The organism is Novosphingobium pokkalii (genome assembly GCF_014652855.1).
Lineage (GTDB): Bacteria > Pseudomonadota > Alphaproteobacteria > Sphingomonadales > Sphingomonadaceae > Novosphingobium > Novosphingobium pokkalii.
Map to the genome: position 1 here is coordinate 19,091 of NZ_BMZP01000023.1, position 16,957 is coordinate 36,047.

The window sequence follows — 16,957 nt, forward strand, 5'->3', positions numbered from 1 at the left end:
TTACCCGTCCAGCTCGGCGGGCGGCGTGGCGGCCTTGGCGCGCTGCACCAGCAGCTTGTCGATCTTGCGCCCGTCCATGTCGACCACTTCAAAGCGCCAGCCCTGCTCGGTGAAATGCTCGCCTTCGGTGGGCAGCTTGCGCAGCACCGAAAGCGCAAAGCCCGCCAGCGTGGCATAGTCGCGGTCCTCGGGCAGGTCGATGCCCAGCCGGTCGGCCATGGCATCGGCGGGCAAGGCACCGGCGATCAGCAGCGATCCATCCTCGCGCTCGGTGATCATCGGCCCGTCACCCTCGTCGCCATGGGCCACGAAATTGCCGGCGATCGCGGCCAGCAGGTCGGCCGGGGTGACGATGCCCTCCAGATGGCCATATTCGTCGTGCACCAGGGCCAGGGCCACTTCGGCCTGCTGGATCACCCGCAGCGCATCCATCGTGTCCAGCCGGTCGGGCACGATCGCCGGCTTCTTCATCAGGCTGCCGAGCTCCGGCTCCGTCCCGCGCAGGCGCGCGGCAAGGATGTCGCGCACTTTCACCACGCCCACGATGCGGTCGACCGAGCCATCGGCCACCAGCAGCAGCGAATGTGGGCTGTCCTCGATCGCCTCGTCCAGGTCGGCCGGCTGGGCGTCCTGCTCGATCCAGTGCAGTTCGATGCGCGGCGTCATCACTTCGCGCACCGGGCGATCGGCCAGGCGCATCACGCTGGTCATCAGTGCGCGCTCTTCCTCCTCGATCACGCCGGAGCGGGTCGCCTCGGCAAAGATCATCTGGAGTTCCTCGGCGGTCACTTCCTGCTCCCCGCCCTTGGACAGGCCGAGCAGGCGCAGGATCAGCCCGGACGAGCGATTGAGCGTCCACACGAACGGCGCGGTGATGCGCGCCATCAGCACCATCGGCCGCGCCGCCACCACCGCAATCGGCTCGGCTGCGCTCAACGCCAGTTGCTTGGGCACCAGTTCGCCCACCACCAGGCTGAGATAAGTGGTCACCGCAATCACCAGGGCAAAGCCGGCCTCGGCGGCATAGGCCTGCGGCACGCCCAGTGCGGCCAGCCGCTCGCCCACCGGGCCACCCAGGCTCGATCCGGAATAGGCACCCGCGACGATGCCCACCAGCGTGATGCCGATCTGCACGGTTGACAAAAATTTACCTGGATCGGCCGCAAGGTCCAGCGCTACCCGGGCGCCGCCGCTACCCCCTTCCGCCAGCACTTTCAGGCGCGCCGGCCGTGCCGAGACGATGGCCAGTTCCGACATGGAAAACAGGCCGTTGAGCACGACAAGGCCCAGGATTACGAGGGCGTCTGGCCACGGAAAGGATGTCACGCCAAGGCCCCTAGCAGATTTGCGCGGCGCCGCGAAGACCCCGCATCGCCCCGGCCAGGGCCTGCGATTCCATCCGGTATTCGGGAACCATTCAGGCGGGGCTGGTGTATTGGGCTTGTCCGAATTACCGATCATGTCGGGATGCCAGGCAGGCCAAGCTGCCGGGCAATGGATGCCAAAAGGGGAATTTGTCATGAAGTTCAGTCGGGTGGTCGTTTCCAGCCTGTGCGCCGTTTCGCTGGTCAGCCTGTCGGCCTGCGTCACCGATCCCAATACCGGCCAGCAGAAGGTGTCGCGCACCGCGATCGGCGCGGGCGCAGGCGCGCTGGGTGGCCTGCTGCTGGGCGGCCTGATCGGCGGCGGCACCGGTCGCATCGTCGGCGCGGGCATCGGCGGCATCGCCGGCGCCGCCGTGGGTTACACCATGGACAAGCAGATCAAGCAGTTGCGTGAACAGACCGCCGGCTCGGGCGTGGATGTGACGCCCACCGACAACGGCCAGGCGATCCTCGTCAACCTGCCCAACGGCGTCACGTTCGACACCGACAGCACGGTGATCAAGCCCGCCTTCCGCGACACGCTCGATCGCGTGGCGCAGTCGCTGGTGCAGTATCCCAACTCGCTGATCGACGTGTACGGCCACACCGATTCGACCGGGTCGGATGCCTACAACATGACCCTGTCGCAGAACCGCGCCCAGGCCGTCGCCGATTACCTCTCGTCGCGCGGCGTGGCCCCGGCCCGCATCCGCGCGCAGGGCTTTGGCAAGACCCGCCCGATCGCGTCCAACGCCACGGACAGCGGCCGCGCCGCCAACCGTCGCGTGGAAATCAAGATCGTGCCGGTGACGCAGGACGACGTGGCCCGCGCCCGCGGCCAATAAGCGCCAGCATCGCGAGCAATCGCCAGAAGGGGCGCCATCCGGATCGGGTGGCGCTCTTTCGCTTTCAGCCCCTTTGATTTGCTGGTCAGGGTGGTTGACGCGGTGCGGCAAGGGCTGGCATCCCGCGCGGCAACAAGGAGTTGCCGCAGATGTCCACCGTTTCGCAGATCACCAGCCGTCCTCTTGCCGGCCGAATGGTCAACCCGATCGGCCTTGGCTGCATGTCGCTGAGCTGGGCCTATGGTGGCCGCCCGGGCGATGCCGAGGGGATCGCCCTGCTGCACCGCGCCATCGACCTGGGCTATGACCACTTCGACACCGCGCGCCTCTATGGCCATGGCCACAACGAAACGCTGGTGGGCCAGGCGCTCAAGGGCAAGCGCGACAAGGTCTTCCTTGCCAGCAAGATGGGCATTTTCGCCAGCGGCGACAAGCGCGGGATCGACTGCCACCCCGACACGATCCGGGCCGAGCTGGAAAAGTCGCTGACCCTGCTCCAGACCGATCACATCGATCTTTACTACATGCACCGCCGCGATTTCACCGTGCCGATCGAGGATTCGGTGGGTGCGATGGCCGACCTGATCCAGGAAGGGAAGATCGGCGCGATCGGCCTGTCGGAAATGTCCGCCGATACGCTGCGCCGCGCCGCCGCCGTCCATCCCATCGCCGCGATGCAGACCGAATATTCGCCGTGGACGCGCCAGGCGGAAATCGCCGTGATCGAGGCCTGCCGCGATCTGGGCACCACCTTCGTCGCCTTCTCCCCGGTAGCGCGCGGTGCGCTGGCCAATGGCGTGCGCGATCCGCAGGCGCTGGAAGAGGGCGATATCCGCAAGGCCATGCCCCGCTTCATGGCCGACAACTGGCCGCGCAATCTCGCGCTCGTCGATGCCTTCAACGCCCTTGCCGCACGCGAAGGCGTCACCCCGGCGCAGCTCTCGCTGGCCTGGGTGCTGGGCAAGGGCGAACACATCGTCGCCATCCCCGGCACCGGCAAGATCACCCATCTTGAAGAGAACATCGCCCGCTGGGACTGGGCGATTCCCGCCAGCGTCACCGCCGAGATCGACGCGCTGATCAACCAGCAGACCGTCGCCGGCCACCGCTATGCCGGCGCCATGCTGCCCACCATCGACACCGAGGATTTCGCCGTTTGATGCCACATTCGCGGAAATGCGAATGTGGCAGTTCGGCCCCGGCCCGCTCCCCCACCCAACCTCCCATAGGGTACTGACGTTGGAAGGTCGGGTGGGGGAGCAAGCCGAGGCCGAAGCATGAGAGCTTACCCGCGCAAGGCCTTCGACGTGGTCGGGGCCACGCGCCGGCGGGCTTCCGCATGGATCGCCGGCGCGCTCACCAGCACGCCGAACGCGCGCGGATCGGGTTTGTTGAAGATCAGGTCCGCGCCGTGGGCATCGGTCACCACCGCGCCTGCTTCCTGCGCGATCAGCGCGGCGGCGGCGATGTCCCACTCATAGCCCCAGCGCCAGGTGGCCAGCAGGTCGGCCTCGGCCGAAGCGACCATGGCCATGCGCAGGGCGATGGAATTGGGCTTGGCCACCATGGTCAGGTCCACGCTGGTCGGCGGCAGATGGTCCATCGGCATGCGCGCACCGTTCAGGTCCAGGCGCTGGCTGGCCACCAGCGGCACGCCGTTGCGGGTCGCCCCCTGCCCGGCCTGGGCCAGCCAGACCTCGCCCCGTGCCGGCGCGGCCAGCATCGCGGCGATCGGTCGCCCGGCCTCCACCAGCGCCACCGAGACCGCCCAGCCCGGCCGCCCGCGCACGAAATCGCGCGTGCCGTCCACCGGATCGACCACCCAGCACAGCCCGTGGTCCAGCCGCACCGGATCATCCACCGTCTCTTCGGAGAGCCAGCCGGCCTGCGGCACCAGCGCGCCCAGCGCTTCGTGCAGAAAGGCATCGACCGCCAGGTCGGCCTCGCACACCGGGTTGTCGTGCCCCTTGTCCCACACTTTCGGAGCGTGGCCATGGCCAGGCCACAGCGCCAGCGCGCGATCGGCAGCCTCGGTGACGATGGTGGCAAGGGTGACGGGATCGAACATGCGCCGGCCAGCCTTGGGCGCGGCGCCCGCACTTGGCAAGAGGGGGGCGAAACCCGCCGCGCACTGGCAATTCCGACAGTGCACGAGTTAATCGCTCAATGAAGGTCTTTGCAACTGCGAAAACCTGTGCTTATGGCAGCGCGGAAAATCCCGGCGCAAGCCATCCCTTCACTCATACGTAAGCGGGGATCCTGCATGAACGTCCACGAATATCAGGCCAAGGAACTGCTGGCGAAATTTGGCGTCGGCATTCCGGCCGGCATCGCCGCCCTCACGGTCGAAGAAGCGGTGGCTGCGGCCAAGCAGCTTCCCGGGCCGCTCTATGTCGTCAAGGCGCAGATCCACGCCGGCGGCCGCGGCAAGGGCAAGTTCAAGGAACTGCCGGCCGATGCCAAGGGCGGCGTGCGCCTGGCCAAGAGCATCGAGGAAGTCGAAACCTTCGCCCAGGAAATGCTCGGCAACACCCTCGTCACCGTGCAGACCGGTGAAGCGGGCAAGCAGGTCAACCGCCTCTACGTGACCGATGGCGTTGATATCGCCAAGGAATATTACCTGTCGCTGGTCGTCGACCGTGGCACCGGCCGCGTTGCCCTGATCGTCTCGACCGAAGGCGGGATGGACATCGAGGAAGTCGCCCACGCGACTCCGGAAAAGATCACCACGATCACCATCGATCCGGCGCAGGGCTTCATGCCGCACCACGGCCGCGCCGTGGGCTTTGCCCTGGGCCTGTCGGGCGACCTCAACAAGCAGGCCGCCAAGATCGCCCAGCAGCTCTACACCGCGTTCGTTGCGCTCGATTGCGACATGCTGGAAATCAACCCGCTGGTGGAAACCAAGGACGGTAAGCTCCTGGTGCTCGACACCAAGATGAGCTTCGACTCGAACTCGCTGTACCGTCACCCGGATGTTGTTGCACTGCGTGACGAAACCGAGGAAGATCCGGCCGAAATCGAAGCCAGCAAGTATGACCTGGCCTACATCAAGCTCGATGGCGACATCGGCTGCATGGTGAACGGCGCGGGCCTGGCCATGGCGACGATGGACATCATCAAGCTCAACGGCATGTTCCCGGCCAACTTCCTCGACGTGGGCGGCGGCGCCAACAAGGAAAAGGTGACGGCCGCGTTCAAGCTGATCCTCTCGGATCCGGCGGTGAAGGGCATTCTCGTCAACATCTTCGGCGGCATCATGAAGTGCGACATCATTGCCGAAGGCATCGTCGCGGCTGCCAAGGAAGTGAACCTCCAGGTTCCGCTCGTCGTGCGCCTCGAAGGCACCAACGTGCAAGCCGGCAAGGACATCCTCGCCAACTCCGGTCTCCCCATCGTTCCGGCCAACGACCTTGGCGATGCCGCCAAGAAGATCGTCGCCGAAGTGCAGAAGGTCGCCTGATCCATGAGCATTCTGGTCAACAAGAACACCAAGGTCATCACCCAGGGCATGACCGGCGCCACCGGCACGTTCCACACGGAACAGGCCCTGGCCTATGGCACCCAGATGGTCGGCGGCGTGACTCCGGGCAAGGGTGGCACCACCCACATCGGCCTGCCCAACTTCAACACCGTGGCCGAAGCCAAGCACGCCACCGGCGCGACCGCCTCGTGCATCTACGTGCCGCCGCCATTCGCGGCCGATTCGATCCTGGAAGCGATCGACGCCGAAATGGAACTGATCGTGGCGATCACCGAGGGCATTCCGGTGCTCGACATGGTGCGCGTCAAGCGCGCGCTCCAGGGCAGCAAGTCGCGCCTGATCGGCCCGAACTGCCCCGGCGTGCTCACCCCGGATGAATGCAAGATCGGCATCATGCCCGGTTCGATCTTCAAGAAGGGTTCGGTCGGCGTGGTCTCGCGCTCGGGCACGCTCACCTATGAAGCGGTGTTCCAGACCTCGAACATCGGCCTCGGCCAGACCACGGCTGTCGGCATCGGCGGCGACCCGGTCAACGGCACCAACTTCATCGACGTGCTCGAACTGTTCCTCGCCGACGAGGAAACCAAGTCGATCATCATGATCGGTGAAATCGGCGGCGATGCGGAAGAACAGGCCGCGCAGTTCCTGATCGACGAAGCCAAGCGTGGCCGCAAGAAGCCGATGGCCGGCTTCATCGCGGGTCGCTCGGCCCCTCCGGGCCGTCGCATGGGCCACGCCGGCGCGATCGTCTCGGGCGGCAAGGGCGATGCCGAAAGCAAGATCGCCGCGATGGAAGCCGCGGGCATCCGCGTCTCCCCCTCGCCGAGCCTGCTGGGCGAAACCTTGGCCGAAGTGCTCAAGGGCTGATCGACCGATCTCGGTTTGCAAAGGGGCCGGAGGGGAAACCTTCCGGCCCTTTTTGTTAAATATCAGAGACCTCCCCCTCCTCTTCAGAGGAGGGGGTCGGGGGGTGGTGGAAACCTGGCGCAAGGCCTCTCACCACCCCCAACCCCTCCTCTGAAGAGGAGGGGAGATATGGCCGCGAACCGAAGTTCCTGGAACTTCCCCGAATTCCGTTCGGGCTGAGCCTGTCGAAGCCCCTGACAGTCAGGCGCCGTGCCGGCCGCCCTTCGACAAGCTCAGGGCGAACGGATGTTGCTGAAAATTCTGTGAAACCCGTTCGGGCTGAGCTTGTCGAAGCCCCTAGCCGGCAAGCGCACCAGCCTAATCCGGCCGCATCGCCAGCCCGCCCAGGCTTTCGGCCTCCATCACCAGTTCGTCATCCGCCTCGCCCTGCGCCACGCTTTCGCGCCCGATCATCACCAGCACCGGCACGGCCAGCGGCGTCACCCGCTCAAGTTCCACATGCACCAGTTCCGCCGCAGACCGATCGAGCAGGTCGGCCAGGCGGCCCACGTCGGTCATGCGGGTGCGGGCATCGGCCCAGGCTGCCTCGATCAGCACGTGATCGGGTTCGTACTTGCGCAGCACGTCATAGATCAGGTCGGTCGAGAACGTGACCTGCTTGCCGCTCTTGCGCTTGCCGGGATGCTGGCGTTCCACCAGGCCGGAAATCACCGCCACTTCGCGGAACGCGCGGCGCAAGAGGTGCGAGTTCTGCACCCATTCGACGAATTCGTGAGTGAGGATGTCGGGCGAAAGCAGCGGCGCCGGGTCGGTGATCGGGCGCAGGCTCCACACCGCCAGGGCATAGTCGTTGGCCACGAAGCCCAGCGGTGCCAGCCCGCGCTCTTCCATGCGTCGGGTGATCAGCATGCCCAGCGATTGGTTCGCGTTCCATCCCTCGAACGTGTAGAACACGCTATAGGCGCGGCCGCGATGGGGGAAGCTTTCCACCAGCAGTTCGCCGGGCGCGGGCAGGCGGCTGCGCCAGTCCTGCATTTCCAGCCATTCGCGCACATCGTCGGGGAAACGCGCCCAGGTGCCACGATTGGCCAGCATGGCCTGGACGCGGGCGGACAGGTGCGTGGTCAGCGGCATGCGCGCCCCGCCATAGCTGGGGATCTGCCCGGCGCTCTTGGCCGCGCGCACCACCAGTTCCAGGTCGCGCACGCCTTCCACTTCCAGGTCCAGCCCGGCAAAGCGGAACGTGTCCCCCGGGCTCAGTTGCGCGCCGAAATGCTCTTCCACCTTGCCCAGCGAGCGGCCATTGCGAAAGCGCACTTCGAGCATTTCAGCGTCGACGATGATCCCGGCATTGAGGCGGTGGCGCGCGGCCTGTTCGGGATGCGTCAGCCGCCACGTGCCATCGCGATCGCGCACGATGCGGGCAAAGCGGTCATAGGCGCGCAGGGAATAGCCACCCGTCGCCACGAAATCGAGCACGCGGGCAAAGGCCGTCTCGTCCACCCAGGCATAGGCCAGGCACGAGCGCACTTCGCGCAGCAGGTCCGCTTCCCGGAACGGCCCGGCACAGGCGCAGCCCATCACATGCTGGGCCAGCACATCCAGCCCGCCGGGGCGGAAATCCTCGCCATCGCGCTGGCCTTCGTTCACCGCGTCGCGCGCGGCCATGGCCTCCAGGTATTCAAAGCGGTTGCCCGGCACCAGCACCGCGCGGCTCGACAGGTCCAGCCGGTGGTTGGCGCGGCCGATGCGCTGCAACAGGCGCGACGATCCCTTGGGCGCCCCCATCTGCACGACCAGGTCGATATCGCCCCAGTCCACGCCCAGATCGAGGCTGGCGGTGCACACCAGCGCGCGCAATTCACCCCGCGCCATCGCCCCTTCCACCTTGCGCCGCGCCTCGACCGAAAGCGAGCCATGGTGGATGCCGATCGGCAGGTTCTCGTCGTTGGCATCCCACAAGAGCTGGAAGATGTATTCGGCCAGAAACCGCGTGTTGGTGAAGACCAGCGTGACGCGGTTGGCGCGGATCATTGCGATCAGTTGCGGCACCGCCCAGGCGGCGGCATGGCCGCCCCACGGGACGCGCTCTTCCTGCGGCAAGAGGATTTCCACCTCGGGCGGCGCGCCTTCCTCGCCCTCGACCAGGGCCACGCTGTCGATCTCGCCCCAGGGCGCCAGCCAGCCGCGAAAGCTTTCCGGTTCGGCTACCGTGGCAGACAGCGCGGCGCGTTGCAGATCGGGGCTGATCGCCTGCAACCGCCCCAGCGCCAGCGCCAGCAGATCGCCGCGTTTCCCCGTGGCAAAGGCGTGAATCTCGTCGATCACCACCCGTTTCAGCCCGCTGAAGATTTCAGACGCCTCGGGATAGCTGAGCAGCAGCGAGAGCGATTCGGGCGTGGTCAGCAAGACGTGCGGCGGCCTGGCCCGCTGCCGCGCCTTGCGGTCTGACGGGGTATCGCCGCTGCGCGTTTCCACCCGCAGGTTGAAGCCCATCTCGGCAATCGGGGTGAGCAAGTTGCGCTGCACATCATGCGCCAGCGCCTTGAGCGGCGAGATATAGAGCGTGTGCAACCCTTCGGGCGGGGCCTTCCCGCCCAGCCGCGAGGGGCAGAACGCCGCCAGCGTGGGCAGGAACCCCGCCAGCGTCTTGCCCGCGCCGGTATCGGCCACCAGCAGCGCATGCTGCCCGGCGTCAGCGGCATCGAGCATTTCCGCCTGGTGCCGCCGCACCCGCCAGCCCCGCCCGGCAAACCAATCGGCAATTTCGAGCGGGATCATGGCCATGGGGCTTAGATAGGAAGCCCCGGGCGCCAGGTCCACCTGGCGTCCGGGGCAAAGGCATCAGTTCTTCTTGCCGGCAACGTAGCCGACCACGGACGTGGTATCGCCCTTGTTGAAGGCATAGCCATAACCGAACTCGCTCGCCGCCGGCCCGAAGAAGCCGCCAGCAAACCCGGCGCCCGTGGTGCCGGCAAACGTGCCGGCAAAGGTCGAGCCGTTGGTCGCCAGGACTCCGGTGCCGCTCAGGGTGCCCAAGTCCTTGTCCGCCCCGCCGGTGTTCGACGTGCCGATCAGGTGCAGATCGGTGCTGATCGCTCCGGTGGCAAAATTGGCAGACAGGTTGGCGGTGGATTTCTGGGTGAAGGTGTAGGCGTTGCGATCACTGTACCCTTGGCCGAAAACCGTGCCGATATAGCGGGCCGTGCCCGACTTGGGCATGTCATCGGTGCGGGTGGCAATGCCGGTGACCAGCATATTGCCATTGGAATTGGCGTTGGCCGTCAGGCTCAGGCCCACGATCTGCGTATAGCTGAGCTGGACGCCATTGACCTTCGGCCGATAGATCAAAAGGTCATACCACGGCGTCTGCGCATTGCTGTAGTATTCGGCCACTGCACCGTTGGCGGCAGCACCCAGCTTGTTGGCGGCCGTGGCGGTCACCAGCGTATTGCCGCTTTCCTTGATGACATAGCTGCCGGCGGCCGGATCATAGTCGATGGTCAGTTGCACTTGCTGGCTCGCCCCGTCGAACGATGCCATGCGCACACCTGTCGCCGTCATCGTGTGTGTGCCCGAAAGCGTATCGAGCGTTGCATAGCTGGGCGAAGATGGCGGCGTGGGCGTGCTGGCCACGCTACCGCCACCGCCGTCTCCGCAGGCAGCCAGCGGCAGAGCAAGCGCAAGCAAGGCCGGGAAGGCCAAGTGAATATCAGGCATCAAGGGTCCCCTGTCGGTGATGAGCCACGCTCATCCAGCCCGACAGGCCTGGCATATATTGCTCATTGTTTCAAACGGCTATGTACCCGTTGTGGGCGCACCGCCGCGCGGACGAATGCACACGCGCCTGTCAGGTGCCTTGCAGGATCGCCACCCGGTCCGTGCCCTGCCAAGCCAAGGCGGCCTTGATCAGCGCGATGCGCACCGCGCACTGGTCAGCGGCGCTGCCCTGGTTGTGAAAAGCGGCGCGCACGCGCGCTTCGGACAACTGGCTGAGGGCAATCACGCGATCGACCATTGCCCCTGGAATGGCATAGCTGCGGCTGGTGCCCTGCGGCCGGCTGGCATCGAGTTCGCCCGCCGCCAGCATGGCCCGCGCCAGCTTCTGCTGCCGCGCCAGCGCCGCTTCGGGCAGAGTGCGGCCTGGCGGCAGGTCGCCCCCGCCGGCAACGCTCAGGCAGGTATCCGGGCCATCCGCCCGCGCCGCCGCCATCTGGTCCAGTCGCCAACGCGCCAGATCGTCCAGTCGCGGCGACTTGGCATTCAAGTGCGCCAGAAAGAACCGCATGTTCAGCACGGTTTGCGCCTTGCGGGCGAGTTGCTCGGCATCGGCCGTCATTCGCCGGTTGGCCTGGAGCGTTTCGGCGAGATTGGGATTGCGCCGGGCCAGATCGGCATAGGACAGGTCCGCGCCGAACAATCGGTGGACGGTGTCAGCCAGCACCGGATCGCGGGCCGGATCGAAAGGCGGGTCCGGTGCCTGCCCCGGCGCAGCGGGAACACTGGTTTCATAGGGCAACCGAGGCGCGGAAACCGGGTGATCGTTTCCGTAATCGGCAATCGCGATGACCATGCGGATCAGGCCGATCAGCAGGATCGCCATCCATCCAAAGTTCGCGCCCTTGCCCGACAGCCGCCGCCCCTCCCAAGCGGCCACCAGCATCGGGTTGAAATGCTGCTCCAGTTCGGGAAAGTTGCTGCGCACGCCGTCGATCAACTGGCGCACCTTGGCCTTGGGCGCGAACAGGCTCTTGCGCTTGCCCTGCCGCGTCAGTTCCTGCCAGGCGCGGTGCAACGGATGACCCTTATCCTGCACCTTCTGCACAAAGCGCAAGCCGCGCAGGCGGGCGTTGAGATAGGCGATCTGCGGCCGTTCGTTCAGATGGCCATGTTCGCTTTCCCAGTTGAAAGCCTGCGCTGCCGGTTCAAGCAGCGGGGCGGAGCGTGGCCAGGATTGCACCAGCAGATCGGCCAACCAGCCTTCGATTTCTGCCGAACGCTCGATCCGGGCATCGCGCGCTTCGTCCAGCACGGCGCCCAGCGCCTGCATCGCTGCCGCCTCGCCCGCCTCGTCGAGCGGCTCGTCCGAACCCTCGTCAGGTATCAGCAGCGTGAACAGCGCGTCTTCGGCGGGCCGGGCGGTGCGCAGCAGCGGGCTTTCGTTCAGGCGCGGAATCAGGAAAGCAACGGCGGGAGAATCGCCCGTCGTCGCCGGGCGATCGGTCCAGCCAAACGTGCGCGCCACGCCATCCAGCAAAGGCGCCGAGCGTGGCCAAGCGCGCGCGAGGGTTTCGGCCAGCCATTCCTCGGTGCGTGCCCACAGGTCCACGCCGCCGGCATCGGCCTGCGCGACCAGTTCGTCGATCAAGGCCGCGGCGCGAGCGCGCTCGGCTTCGGCCAGGCCGAATTCGGTGCCCGGCCCGTCGAGCAGCAACGCATGCAGCGCATGATCGGCGCGCGGCGCATCCCGGCGCGCAGCGGCCACTGCCGCAGCCTCGACCGGTAGCTCACCCGCCGGCAACTGCGCCGGCCCCAGTGTCGGCTGCGCCATGACGAACTGCGCATCGGCCGGGCCTTGCGCCGGGACAAAGACCGGAGCCGGCACCAGCGCATCGTGGCCATGGTCCTCGCCGGCCACCACGCCCGCGCCCTCTGCGCTACCGGGCAGGTCCAGCCGTGGCGCGGCATGCGGCCACGTGCCCGGCACGAACGCGGGCTCGTCCGCAGGCGCCGCCGGGGATTCCGGCTCCGGAGCTTCTCGCGCTGCGTCTTTGGGCTGCTGCCGCGCCCAGGCCAGCACCGTATCGCGCGCATCGCGCAACGCGGCAAAGCCGGCCACGTCGGCGTCCACGTCCATCGCGCGCAGGGCATCGGCATAGGCGCGGCGGATCGCGCCCTGGTCGGTGGTGGGTTCGATCCCCAGCCGGCGCCACGCGCCGCGCAAGGCTCCGCTCACAAGGCGTCCTTCACAGGGGTTTGCTCATAGGGGCATCTCGGCATCCAGGCTATCGAGCCGCATCGCCAAATCGGCGCTGGCCTGCGCGATCGTGCGATGATCCTGGCTTTCCAGCGCGGTCTGGAAAGCGATGATCCAGTGGCCGATCGCCTCTCGCACGTCGCCCAGATGGTCTTCCCACATGCGCTCGGCACGGGCGAGCAGCGCCTGGTTCGCGGCCTCTTCGCGCGGATGGACCTTGATCGCGGCCAGCGCCCGGCGGCGGCGGTCCAGCTCGGCCGCGTCCTTGCGGTCTTCCTCGTCCACGAACACCACGTTGCGGCTTTCGCCGGTCAGCGGAATCGATACGTCCACTTCCAGCAGGCCGGAGGAATCATAGCTGAAGCGCACGTCCACCTGCACTTCCCCGGCCGGGCGCGGCGGCACCGGAATATCCAGCCCACCGAGGCGGACATTGCCGGAAACCTCGCGCGCCTCGCCCTGGAAGATGCCGAATTCCACGCGGCGCTGGTTGTCGGCCATGGTCTGGAAATAGTGCACGCGGCTGACCGGAACCGGGGTGTTGCGCTCGATGATCGGCGTGAACAGCCCGCTTACCACGCCGCCGCGCCCGTCGCGCTCGCTGCGGTCCACGCCCAGCGTGAACGGACAGACGTCGGTGATCCGCACTTCGTCCAGCCCGCCATCGCGCGCGATCAGCCCGCCCTGGATCGCCGCGCCCAGCGCCACGGCATGATCGGGATGGACCGTGGAATTGGGAAAGCGCCCGAACAGCCGGGTGATCGCCTTGCGCACCACCGGCATGCGCGTCGCCCCGCCGACCAGCACCACTTCGGAAAGGCTGGCGGTGTCGATCTGGCTGTCGCGCAGCGCCCGCACCACCGGATCGCGCAGGCGTCGCAGCAGCGGCTCCACCGCCGCTTCCAGATCGGCCGTGGTCACGGTCAAGGCCAGCCGGCGATCCTCGACCGTCACGGCCAGCTCTGCCTCGGCCTTGTCCGACAGGGTGCGGCGGGTGCGCTCGGCCGCCTGCAACAGCAGGGCGCGCGCCCGCTCTGGGTTCTGCCGGTCAAGCAGGCCATCGGGATCGAGCCGCGCACGCAGGGCATTGGCCAGCGCTTCGTTGAAATCATCGCCACCCAGGCGGTTGTCCCCGGCCGAGGCGCGCACTTCGACGATGCCGGCGAACATCTCCACGATCGACACGTCGAACGTGCCGCCGCCCAGGTCGAACACCAGGAACGGCTCGTACTCGCCCCGGCTGGCCAGGCCGAACGCCAGCGCCGCCGCCGTCGGCTCGTTGATCAGGCGGCGCACCGACAGGCCAGCCAGTTCCCCGGCGCGGCGCGTCGCCTTGCGCTGCTTGTCGTTGAAATAGGCCGGCACGGTGATCACCGCCTCGGTCGGCACCTGCCCGGTCTGCGCCGCCACGTCATCGCGCAGCGAAGCCAGCACCAGGGCCGAAAGCTCTTCGGCGCTATAAGTGTTGCGGCCCAGCTTGAGCTTGTGATCGGTGCCCATGTAGCGCTTGAAGCTGACCTGCGTGGCACCGTCCTTGGCCGCCATCCGCTCCAGCGCGGCCTGGCCCACCACCGTGGTGCCGTCGGGCAGCACCGAAACGGCCGAAGGCGTCAGCATCTGCCCCAGCGCATTGGGCACGAGCTGCGCCGCTTCTCCATCCCACAGCGCCACCGCCGAATTGGTGGTGCCAAGGTCTATCCCGATGATCATGCCGTCTTGCCCGTTGCCATGGCAGCATCATGGCCGGGCATCGGCGTGGATGGCAAGATGCCATCCATCCGATCACGGTACGTTTCAGTGCGCCACCTGGTCCCCGCGCGCCAGCCCTGACAGCGCCAGTTGGGTGTCGATCTGGTCGAGCAGCCGCGCCAGGCCTTCCTCGGTCTCGCTTTCCGCGCGCGCCACCAGCACGGCCTGGGTGTGCGAGGCGCGCAGCAGCCACCAGCCATCGGGCGTGGTCACGCGCACGCCGTCGATCGCCACCATGTCGGCCGCCTCGGCCTCCAGCCGGGCTTTCACTTCCTCCACCGCGGCAAACTTGCGCGCCTCATCCACGGCAAAGCGCAATTCAGGCGTGGCGATCGTATTCGGCATCGCGCCGCGCAACTCGGTGAGCGATCGGCCCAGCCGGGCGCAGGCCGCGATCAGGCGGATCGCGGCATAGATACCGTCGTCAAAGCCATACCAGGCATCGGCCAGGAACACGTGCCCGCTCATTTCCCCGGCCAGCAGGGCGCCGCTTTCGCGCAACCGGGTCTTCATGTGCGAATGGCCCGATTTCCACATCTGCGCCTGCCCACCCAGCGCGCGCACGCGGTCGAACAGGGCGCGGCCCATCTTGATGTCGCCCAGCACCAGCGCGCCGGGGTGGCGGGCCAGCAGGTCCTGCGCCAGGATGATCAGCATCTGGTCCGCCCAGACCACCCGCCCCTGCCCATCGACCGCGCCGATGCGATCAGCGTCGCCATCAAAGGCAACGCCGAAATCAAGCCCGTCTTGCGCCACCACCCGGCGCAGGTCCGTCAGGTTTGCCTCCACCGTGGGATCGGGATGGTGGTTGGGAAACGTCCCGTCCACTTGCGCAAACAGCACCTGGTGGCGGCCCGGCAGGCGGCCGACCAGCCGCTCCAGCACCGGCCCGGCCGCACCGTTGCCCGCGTCCCAGGCCATGGCGAGATCGGCCAGGCTGGCGCGGTCGATCCCGTCAAGGCCCTGGAGCAGCCGGTCGACATAGGCATCGATCACCGCCACCTCGCGCACCGTGCCCATGCCGCTGGCCCAATCGCCGGCCTGCGCCTGGCGGCCCAGATCCTGGATCGCCTCGCCAAAGAACGGCCGCCCCTGCCACACCAGCTTGACGCCATTGTGATGCGCGGGGTTGTGGCTGCCGGTGATCTGCACGCCGGCAGCCACGCCGGGCAGCGTCGCGGCGGCGAAATAGAGCATCGGCGTTGGCCCCAGCCCGATGCGCAGCACGTCGGCCCCGCTGGCCGTGAGGCCCTCGACCAGGGCATGTTCCAGGATCGGTGAACTCACCCGGCCATCCAGCCCCACTGCCACCGCGCCACCGCCGTTGCGCACCACATGCGTGCCAAAGCTGCGGCCGATGGCGCGCGCGTCTTCCGCGCCCAGGTTCTGCCCGAACACGCCGCGCACATCGTATTCGCGCAGGATCACGGGATCGAACGTGTGGCTCATGCCGGCTCTCCCACTGGGCGCGTGAAGCGGGATCAGCGCCGCTCCACCAGCCGCGCCAGCAGCAGGTCGCGCGCGGCATTGGCTTCGTGCACCGCTTCGTTGCTGCCGCCGCGATCGGGATGGACCAGGGCGAGCAGGCGGCGGTGCGCCTCGATGATCTGTTCGCGTGGCGCATCCGGCCCCACGCCCAGCAGATTGCGCGCCCGCGTTTCCGCCAGCGATCGCGCCGGTTGCTGGCCAAGCTCCCAGGGCCAGCGCTGGGTCAGCGCCTTGACCGCCAGGCAGACCAGCGCGGCCAGCAGCAGCAGCTTGGTCACGCCACGTCCACCATCGGCGTCGCCTGGCCCGCCGCGCGGTGATTGGGCAGGGGCAGGTTGAGCCCGGCCACCAGCGTGCGCAGTTCCTGCCGCGCCACCAGGTGGCTGGTGCCCAGTTCGCCCAGGTGCCCCTTGTCGAGCAGGGTGAGCCCGCTGGGGAACAGCTCGCGATAGATCACGCGCTCAGACAACCCGTTGGAAATGCGGAAGCCCACCCGCTTGGACAGTTCGTTGAGCGCCTGGTCGATACGCTTCTGGTTGCGCGCTTCCACGTGCTGGGTGCGGTTGCGCACCACCACCCAGTCCATCTCGCGCCGGGCCTGCTGGATCGTGGCCATGGCCCGCTTCTTGCGCGCTTCCCAGATCAGCTCGGCATAGAACGACAGCCGCCGCACCCGGAAGGTTTCGGCATCGACCTGGCCGATCAGGTCGAAATCGACGAAACTGTCGTTGAGCGGGGTGACCAGGGTATCGGCCCCGGTGGCGACGTGGCGGGCCAGCGGATCGTCGCGCCCCGGCGTGTCGAAGATCAGGAAATCATGGTCCTGCGAAAGATCGGCAACCAGCGCGTCGAGCGCTTCGGGCGATGTATCGTTGAACACCACGTGGGTGGCGTTGGGCAGCGGGATCTGCCGCCGCCGCGCGGTCTCGTCGCGGTTCTGGAGATAGCGGTTGAGCGTGGCCTGGCGGTTGTCGAGATCGATCGCGGCCACCCGCGCGCCCTGATAGGCCATGGCCACGGCGACGTGCACGGCCGTGGTGGATTTGCCGGTACCGCCCTTTTCGTTGGCGAACACGATGCGATGGGGACCTGTCGACACGCGGCTCTCTCTCGATCTGGGCGGTTAACCGAACGCTTGAAGACCGGACCCGGCGCGGCTAGGGGAAACCCCGCCGCGCGGCCG

Annotated in this window: 13 protein-coding genes; 4 read left to right on the plus strand and 9 right to left on the minus strand. The window is 67.4% G+C overall.

Annotated features, from left to right (window positions below; genetic code table 11):
• Positions 1-1,326 (minus strand): hemolysin family protein, encoded by a 1,326-nt coding sequence (locus IE191_RS18445; RefSeq protein WP_191325847.1) that lies wholly within the window; start codon positions 1,324-1,326, stop codon positions 1-3.
• A gap of 193 nt (positions 1,327-1,519) precedes the next feature.
• On the opposite strand from IE191_RS18445, the gene IE191_RS18450 reads away from it, so the two are divergent.
• Positions 1,520-2,209 (plus strand): YiaD family glycine zipper/OmpA-like lipoprotein, encoded by a 690-nt coding sequence (locus IE191_RS18450; RefSeq protein ID WP_191325848.1) that lies wholly within the window; start codon positions 1,520-1,522, stop codon positions 2,207-2,209.
• A 149-nt stretch (positions 2,210-2,358) separates the two neighbouring features.
• Entirely contained in the window at positions 2,359-3,369 is a 1,011-nt protein-coding gene (locus IE191_RS18455; protein ID WP_191325849.1) for an aldo/keto reductase, read from the plus strand.
• A gap of 125 nt (positions 3,370-3,494) precedes the next feature.
• Here the strand turns inward: IE191_RS18455 and IE191_RS18460 are convergent, their stop codons facing one another.
• Positions 3,495-4,277 carry a 3'(2'),5'-bisphosphate nucleotidase CysQ gene (locus IE191_RS18460; RefSeq protein ID WP_191325850.1) on the minus strand — a complete coding sequence of 261 codons (783 nt, stop codon included), beginning with the start codon at positions 4,275-4,277 and terminating at the stop codon, positions 3,495-3,497.
• Between the two features lie 195 nt (positions 4,278-4,472).
• Between IE191_RS18460 and sucC the strand changes: the two genes are divergently transcribed.
• Entirely contained in the window at positions 4,473-5,672 is a 1,200-nt protein-coding gene (gene sucC / locus IE191_RS18465; RefSeq protein WP_191325851.1) for an ADP-forming succinate--CoA ligase subunit beta, read from the plus strand.
• 3 nt (positions 5,673-5,675) lie between these two features.
• A complete protein-coding gene (gene sucD / locus IE191_RS18470) occupies positions 5,676-6,560 on the plus strand; it encodes a succinate--CoA ligase subunit alpha (RefSeq protein WP_191325852.1) in 885 nt (294 codons plus the stop codon).
• 357 nt (positions 6,561-6,917) lie between these two features.
• Here sucD and IE191_RS18475 read toward each other — a convergent pair whose 3' ends face one another.
• The 7 genes from IE191_RS18475 to IE191_RS18505 form a co-directional block, all read right to left on the minus strand.
• A complete protein-coding gene (locus IE191_RS18475) occupies positions 6,918-9,347 on the minus strand; it encodes a ligase-associated DNA damage response DEXH box helicase (protein ID WP_191325853.1) in 2,430 nt (809 codons plus the stop codon).
• 57 nt (positions 9,348-9,404) lie between these two features.
• Positions 9,405-10,280: a transferrin-binding protein-like solute binding protein gene (locus tag IE191_RS18480; protein ID WP_191325854.1), complete on the minus strand. Its 876-nt coding sequence runs from the start codon at positions 10,278-10,280 to the stop codon at positions 9,405-9,407.
• A gap of 130 nt (positions 10,281-10,410) precedes the next feature.
• On the minus strand, positions 10,411-12,516 hold the full coding sequence (locus IE191_RS18485) for a hypothetical protein (protein WP_191325855.1): 2,106 nt from the start codon (positions 12,514-12,516) through the stop codon (positions 10,411-10,413).
• Positions 12,517-12,540: 24 nt separating this feature from the next.
• Positions 12,541-14,247 (minus strand): Hsp70 family protein, encoded by a 1,707-nt coding sequence (locus tag IE191_RS18490; protein ID WP_191325856.1) that lies wholly within the window; start codon positions 14,245-14,247, stop codon positions 12,541-12,543.
• 84 nt (positions 14,248-14,331) lie between these two features.
• Complete coding sequence (pgmG, locus tag IE191_RS18495) at positions 14,332-15,735, minus strand: phosphoglucomutase/phosphomannomutase PgmG (protein ID WP_191325857.1); 1,404 nt, start codon at positions 15,733-15,735, stop codon at positions 14,332-14,334.
• Positions 15,736-15,767: 32 nt separating this feature from the next.
• Positions 15,768-16,052: a J domain-containing protein gene (locus tag IE191_RS18500; RefSeq protein WP_191325858.1), complete on the minus strand. Its 285-nt coding sequence runs from the start codon at positions 16,050-16,052 to the stop codon at positions 15,768-15,770.
• Complete coding sequence (locus tag IE191_RS18505; RefSeq protein WP_191325859.1) at positions 16,049-16,873, minus strand: division plane positioning ATPase MipZ; 825 nt, start codon at positions 16,871-16,873, stop codon at positions 16,049-16,051. Before IE191_RS18505 ends, IE191_RS18500 begins: the two co-directional genes overlap by 4 nt.
• Positions 16,874-16,957: the final 84 nt, after the last annotated feature.

Bases quoted from the DNA above. Each gene is read 5' to 3' on its own strand.
- IE191_RS18475 (WP_191325853.1), bottom strand. From the start codon at position 9,347: ATGGCCATGATCCCGCTCGAAATTGCCGATTGGTTTGCCGGGCGGGGC.
- IE191_RS18490 (WP_191325856.1), bottom strand. From the start codon at position 14,247: ATGATCATCGGGATAGACCTTGGCACCACCAATTCGGCGGTGGCGCTG.
- pgmG (WP_191325857.1), bottom strand. From the start codon at position 15,735: ATGAGCCACACGTTCGATCCCGTGATCCTGCGCGAATACGATGTGCGC.
- IE191_RS18460 (WP_191325850.1), bottom strand. From the start codon at position 4,277: ATGTTCGATCCCGTCACCCTTGCCACCATCGTCACCGAGGCTGCCGAT.
- IE191_RS18455 (WP_191325849.1), top strand. From the start codon at position 2,359: ATGTCCACCGTTTCGCAGATCACCAGCCGTCCTCTTGCCGGCCGAATG.
- IE191_RS18480 (WP_191325854.1), bottom strand. From the start codon at position 10,280: ATGCCTGATATTCACTTGGCCTTCCCGGCCTTGCTTGCGCTTGCTCTG.
- sucC (WP_191325851.1), top strand. From the start codon at position 4,473: ATGAACGTCCACGAATATCAGGCCAAGGAACTGCTGGCGAAATTTGGC.
- IE191_RS18450 (WP_191325848.1), top strand. From the start codon at position 1,520: ATGAAGTTCAGTCGGGTGGTCGTTTCCAGCCTGTGCGCCGTTTCGCTG.
- sucD (WP_191325852.1), top strand. From the start codon at position 5,676: ATGAGCATTCTGGTCAACAAGAACACCAAGGTCATCACCCAGGGCATG.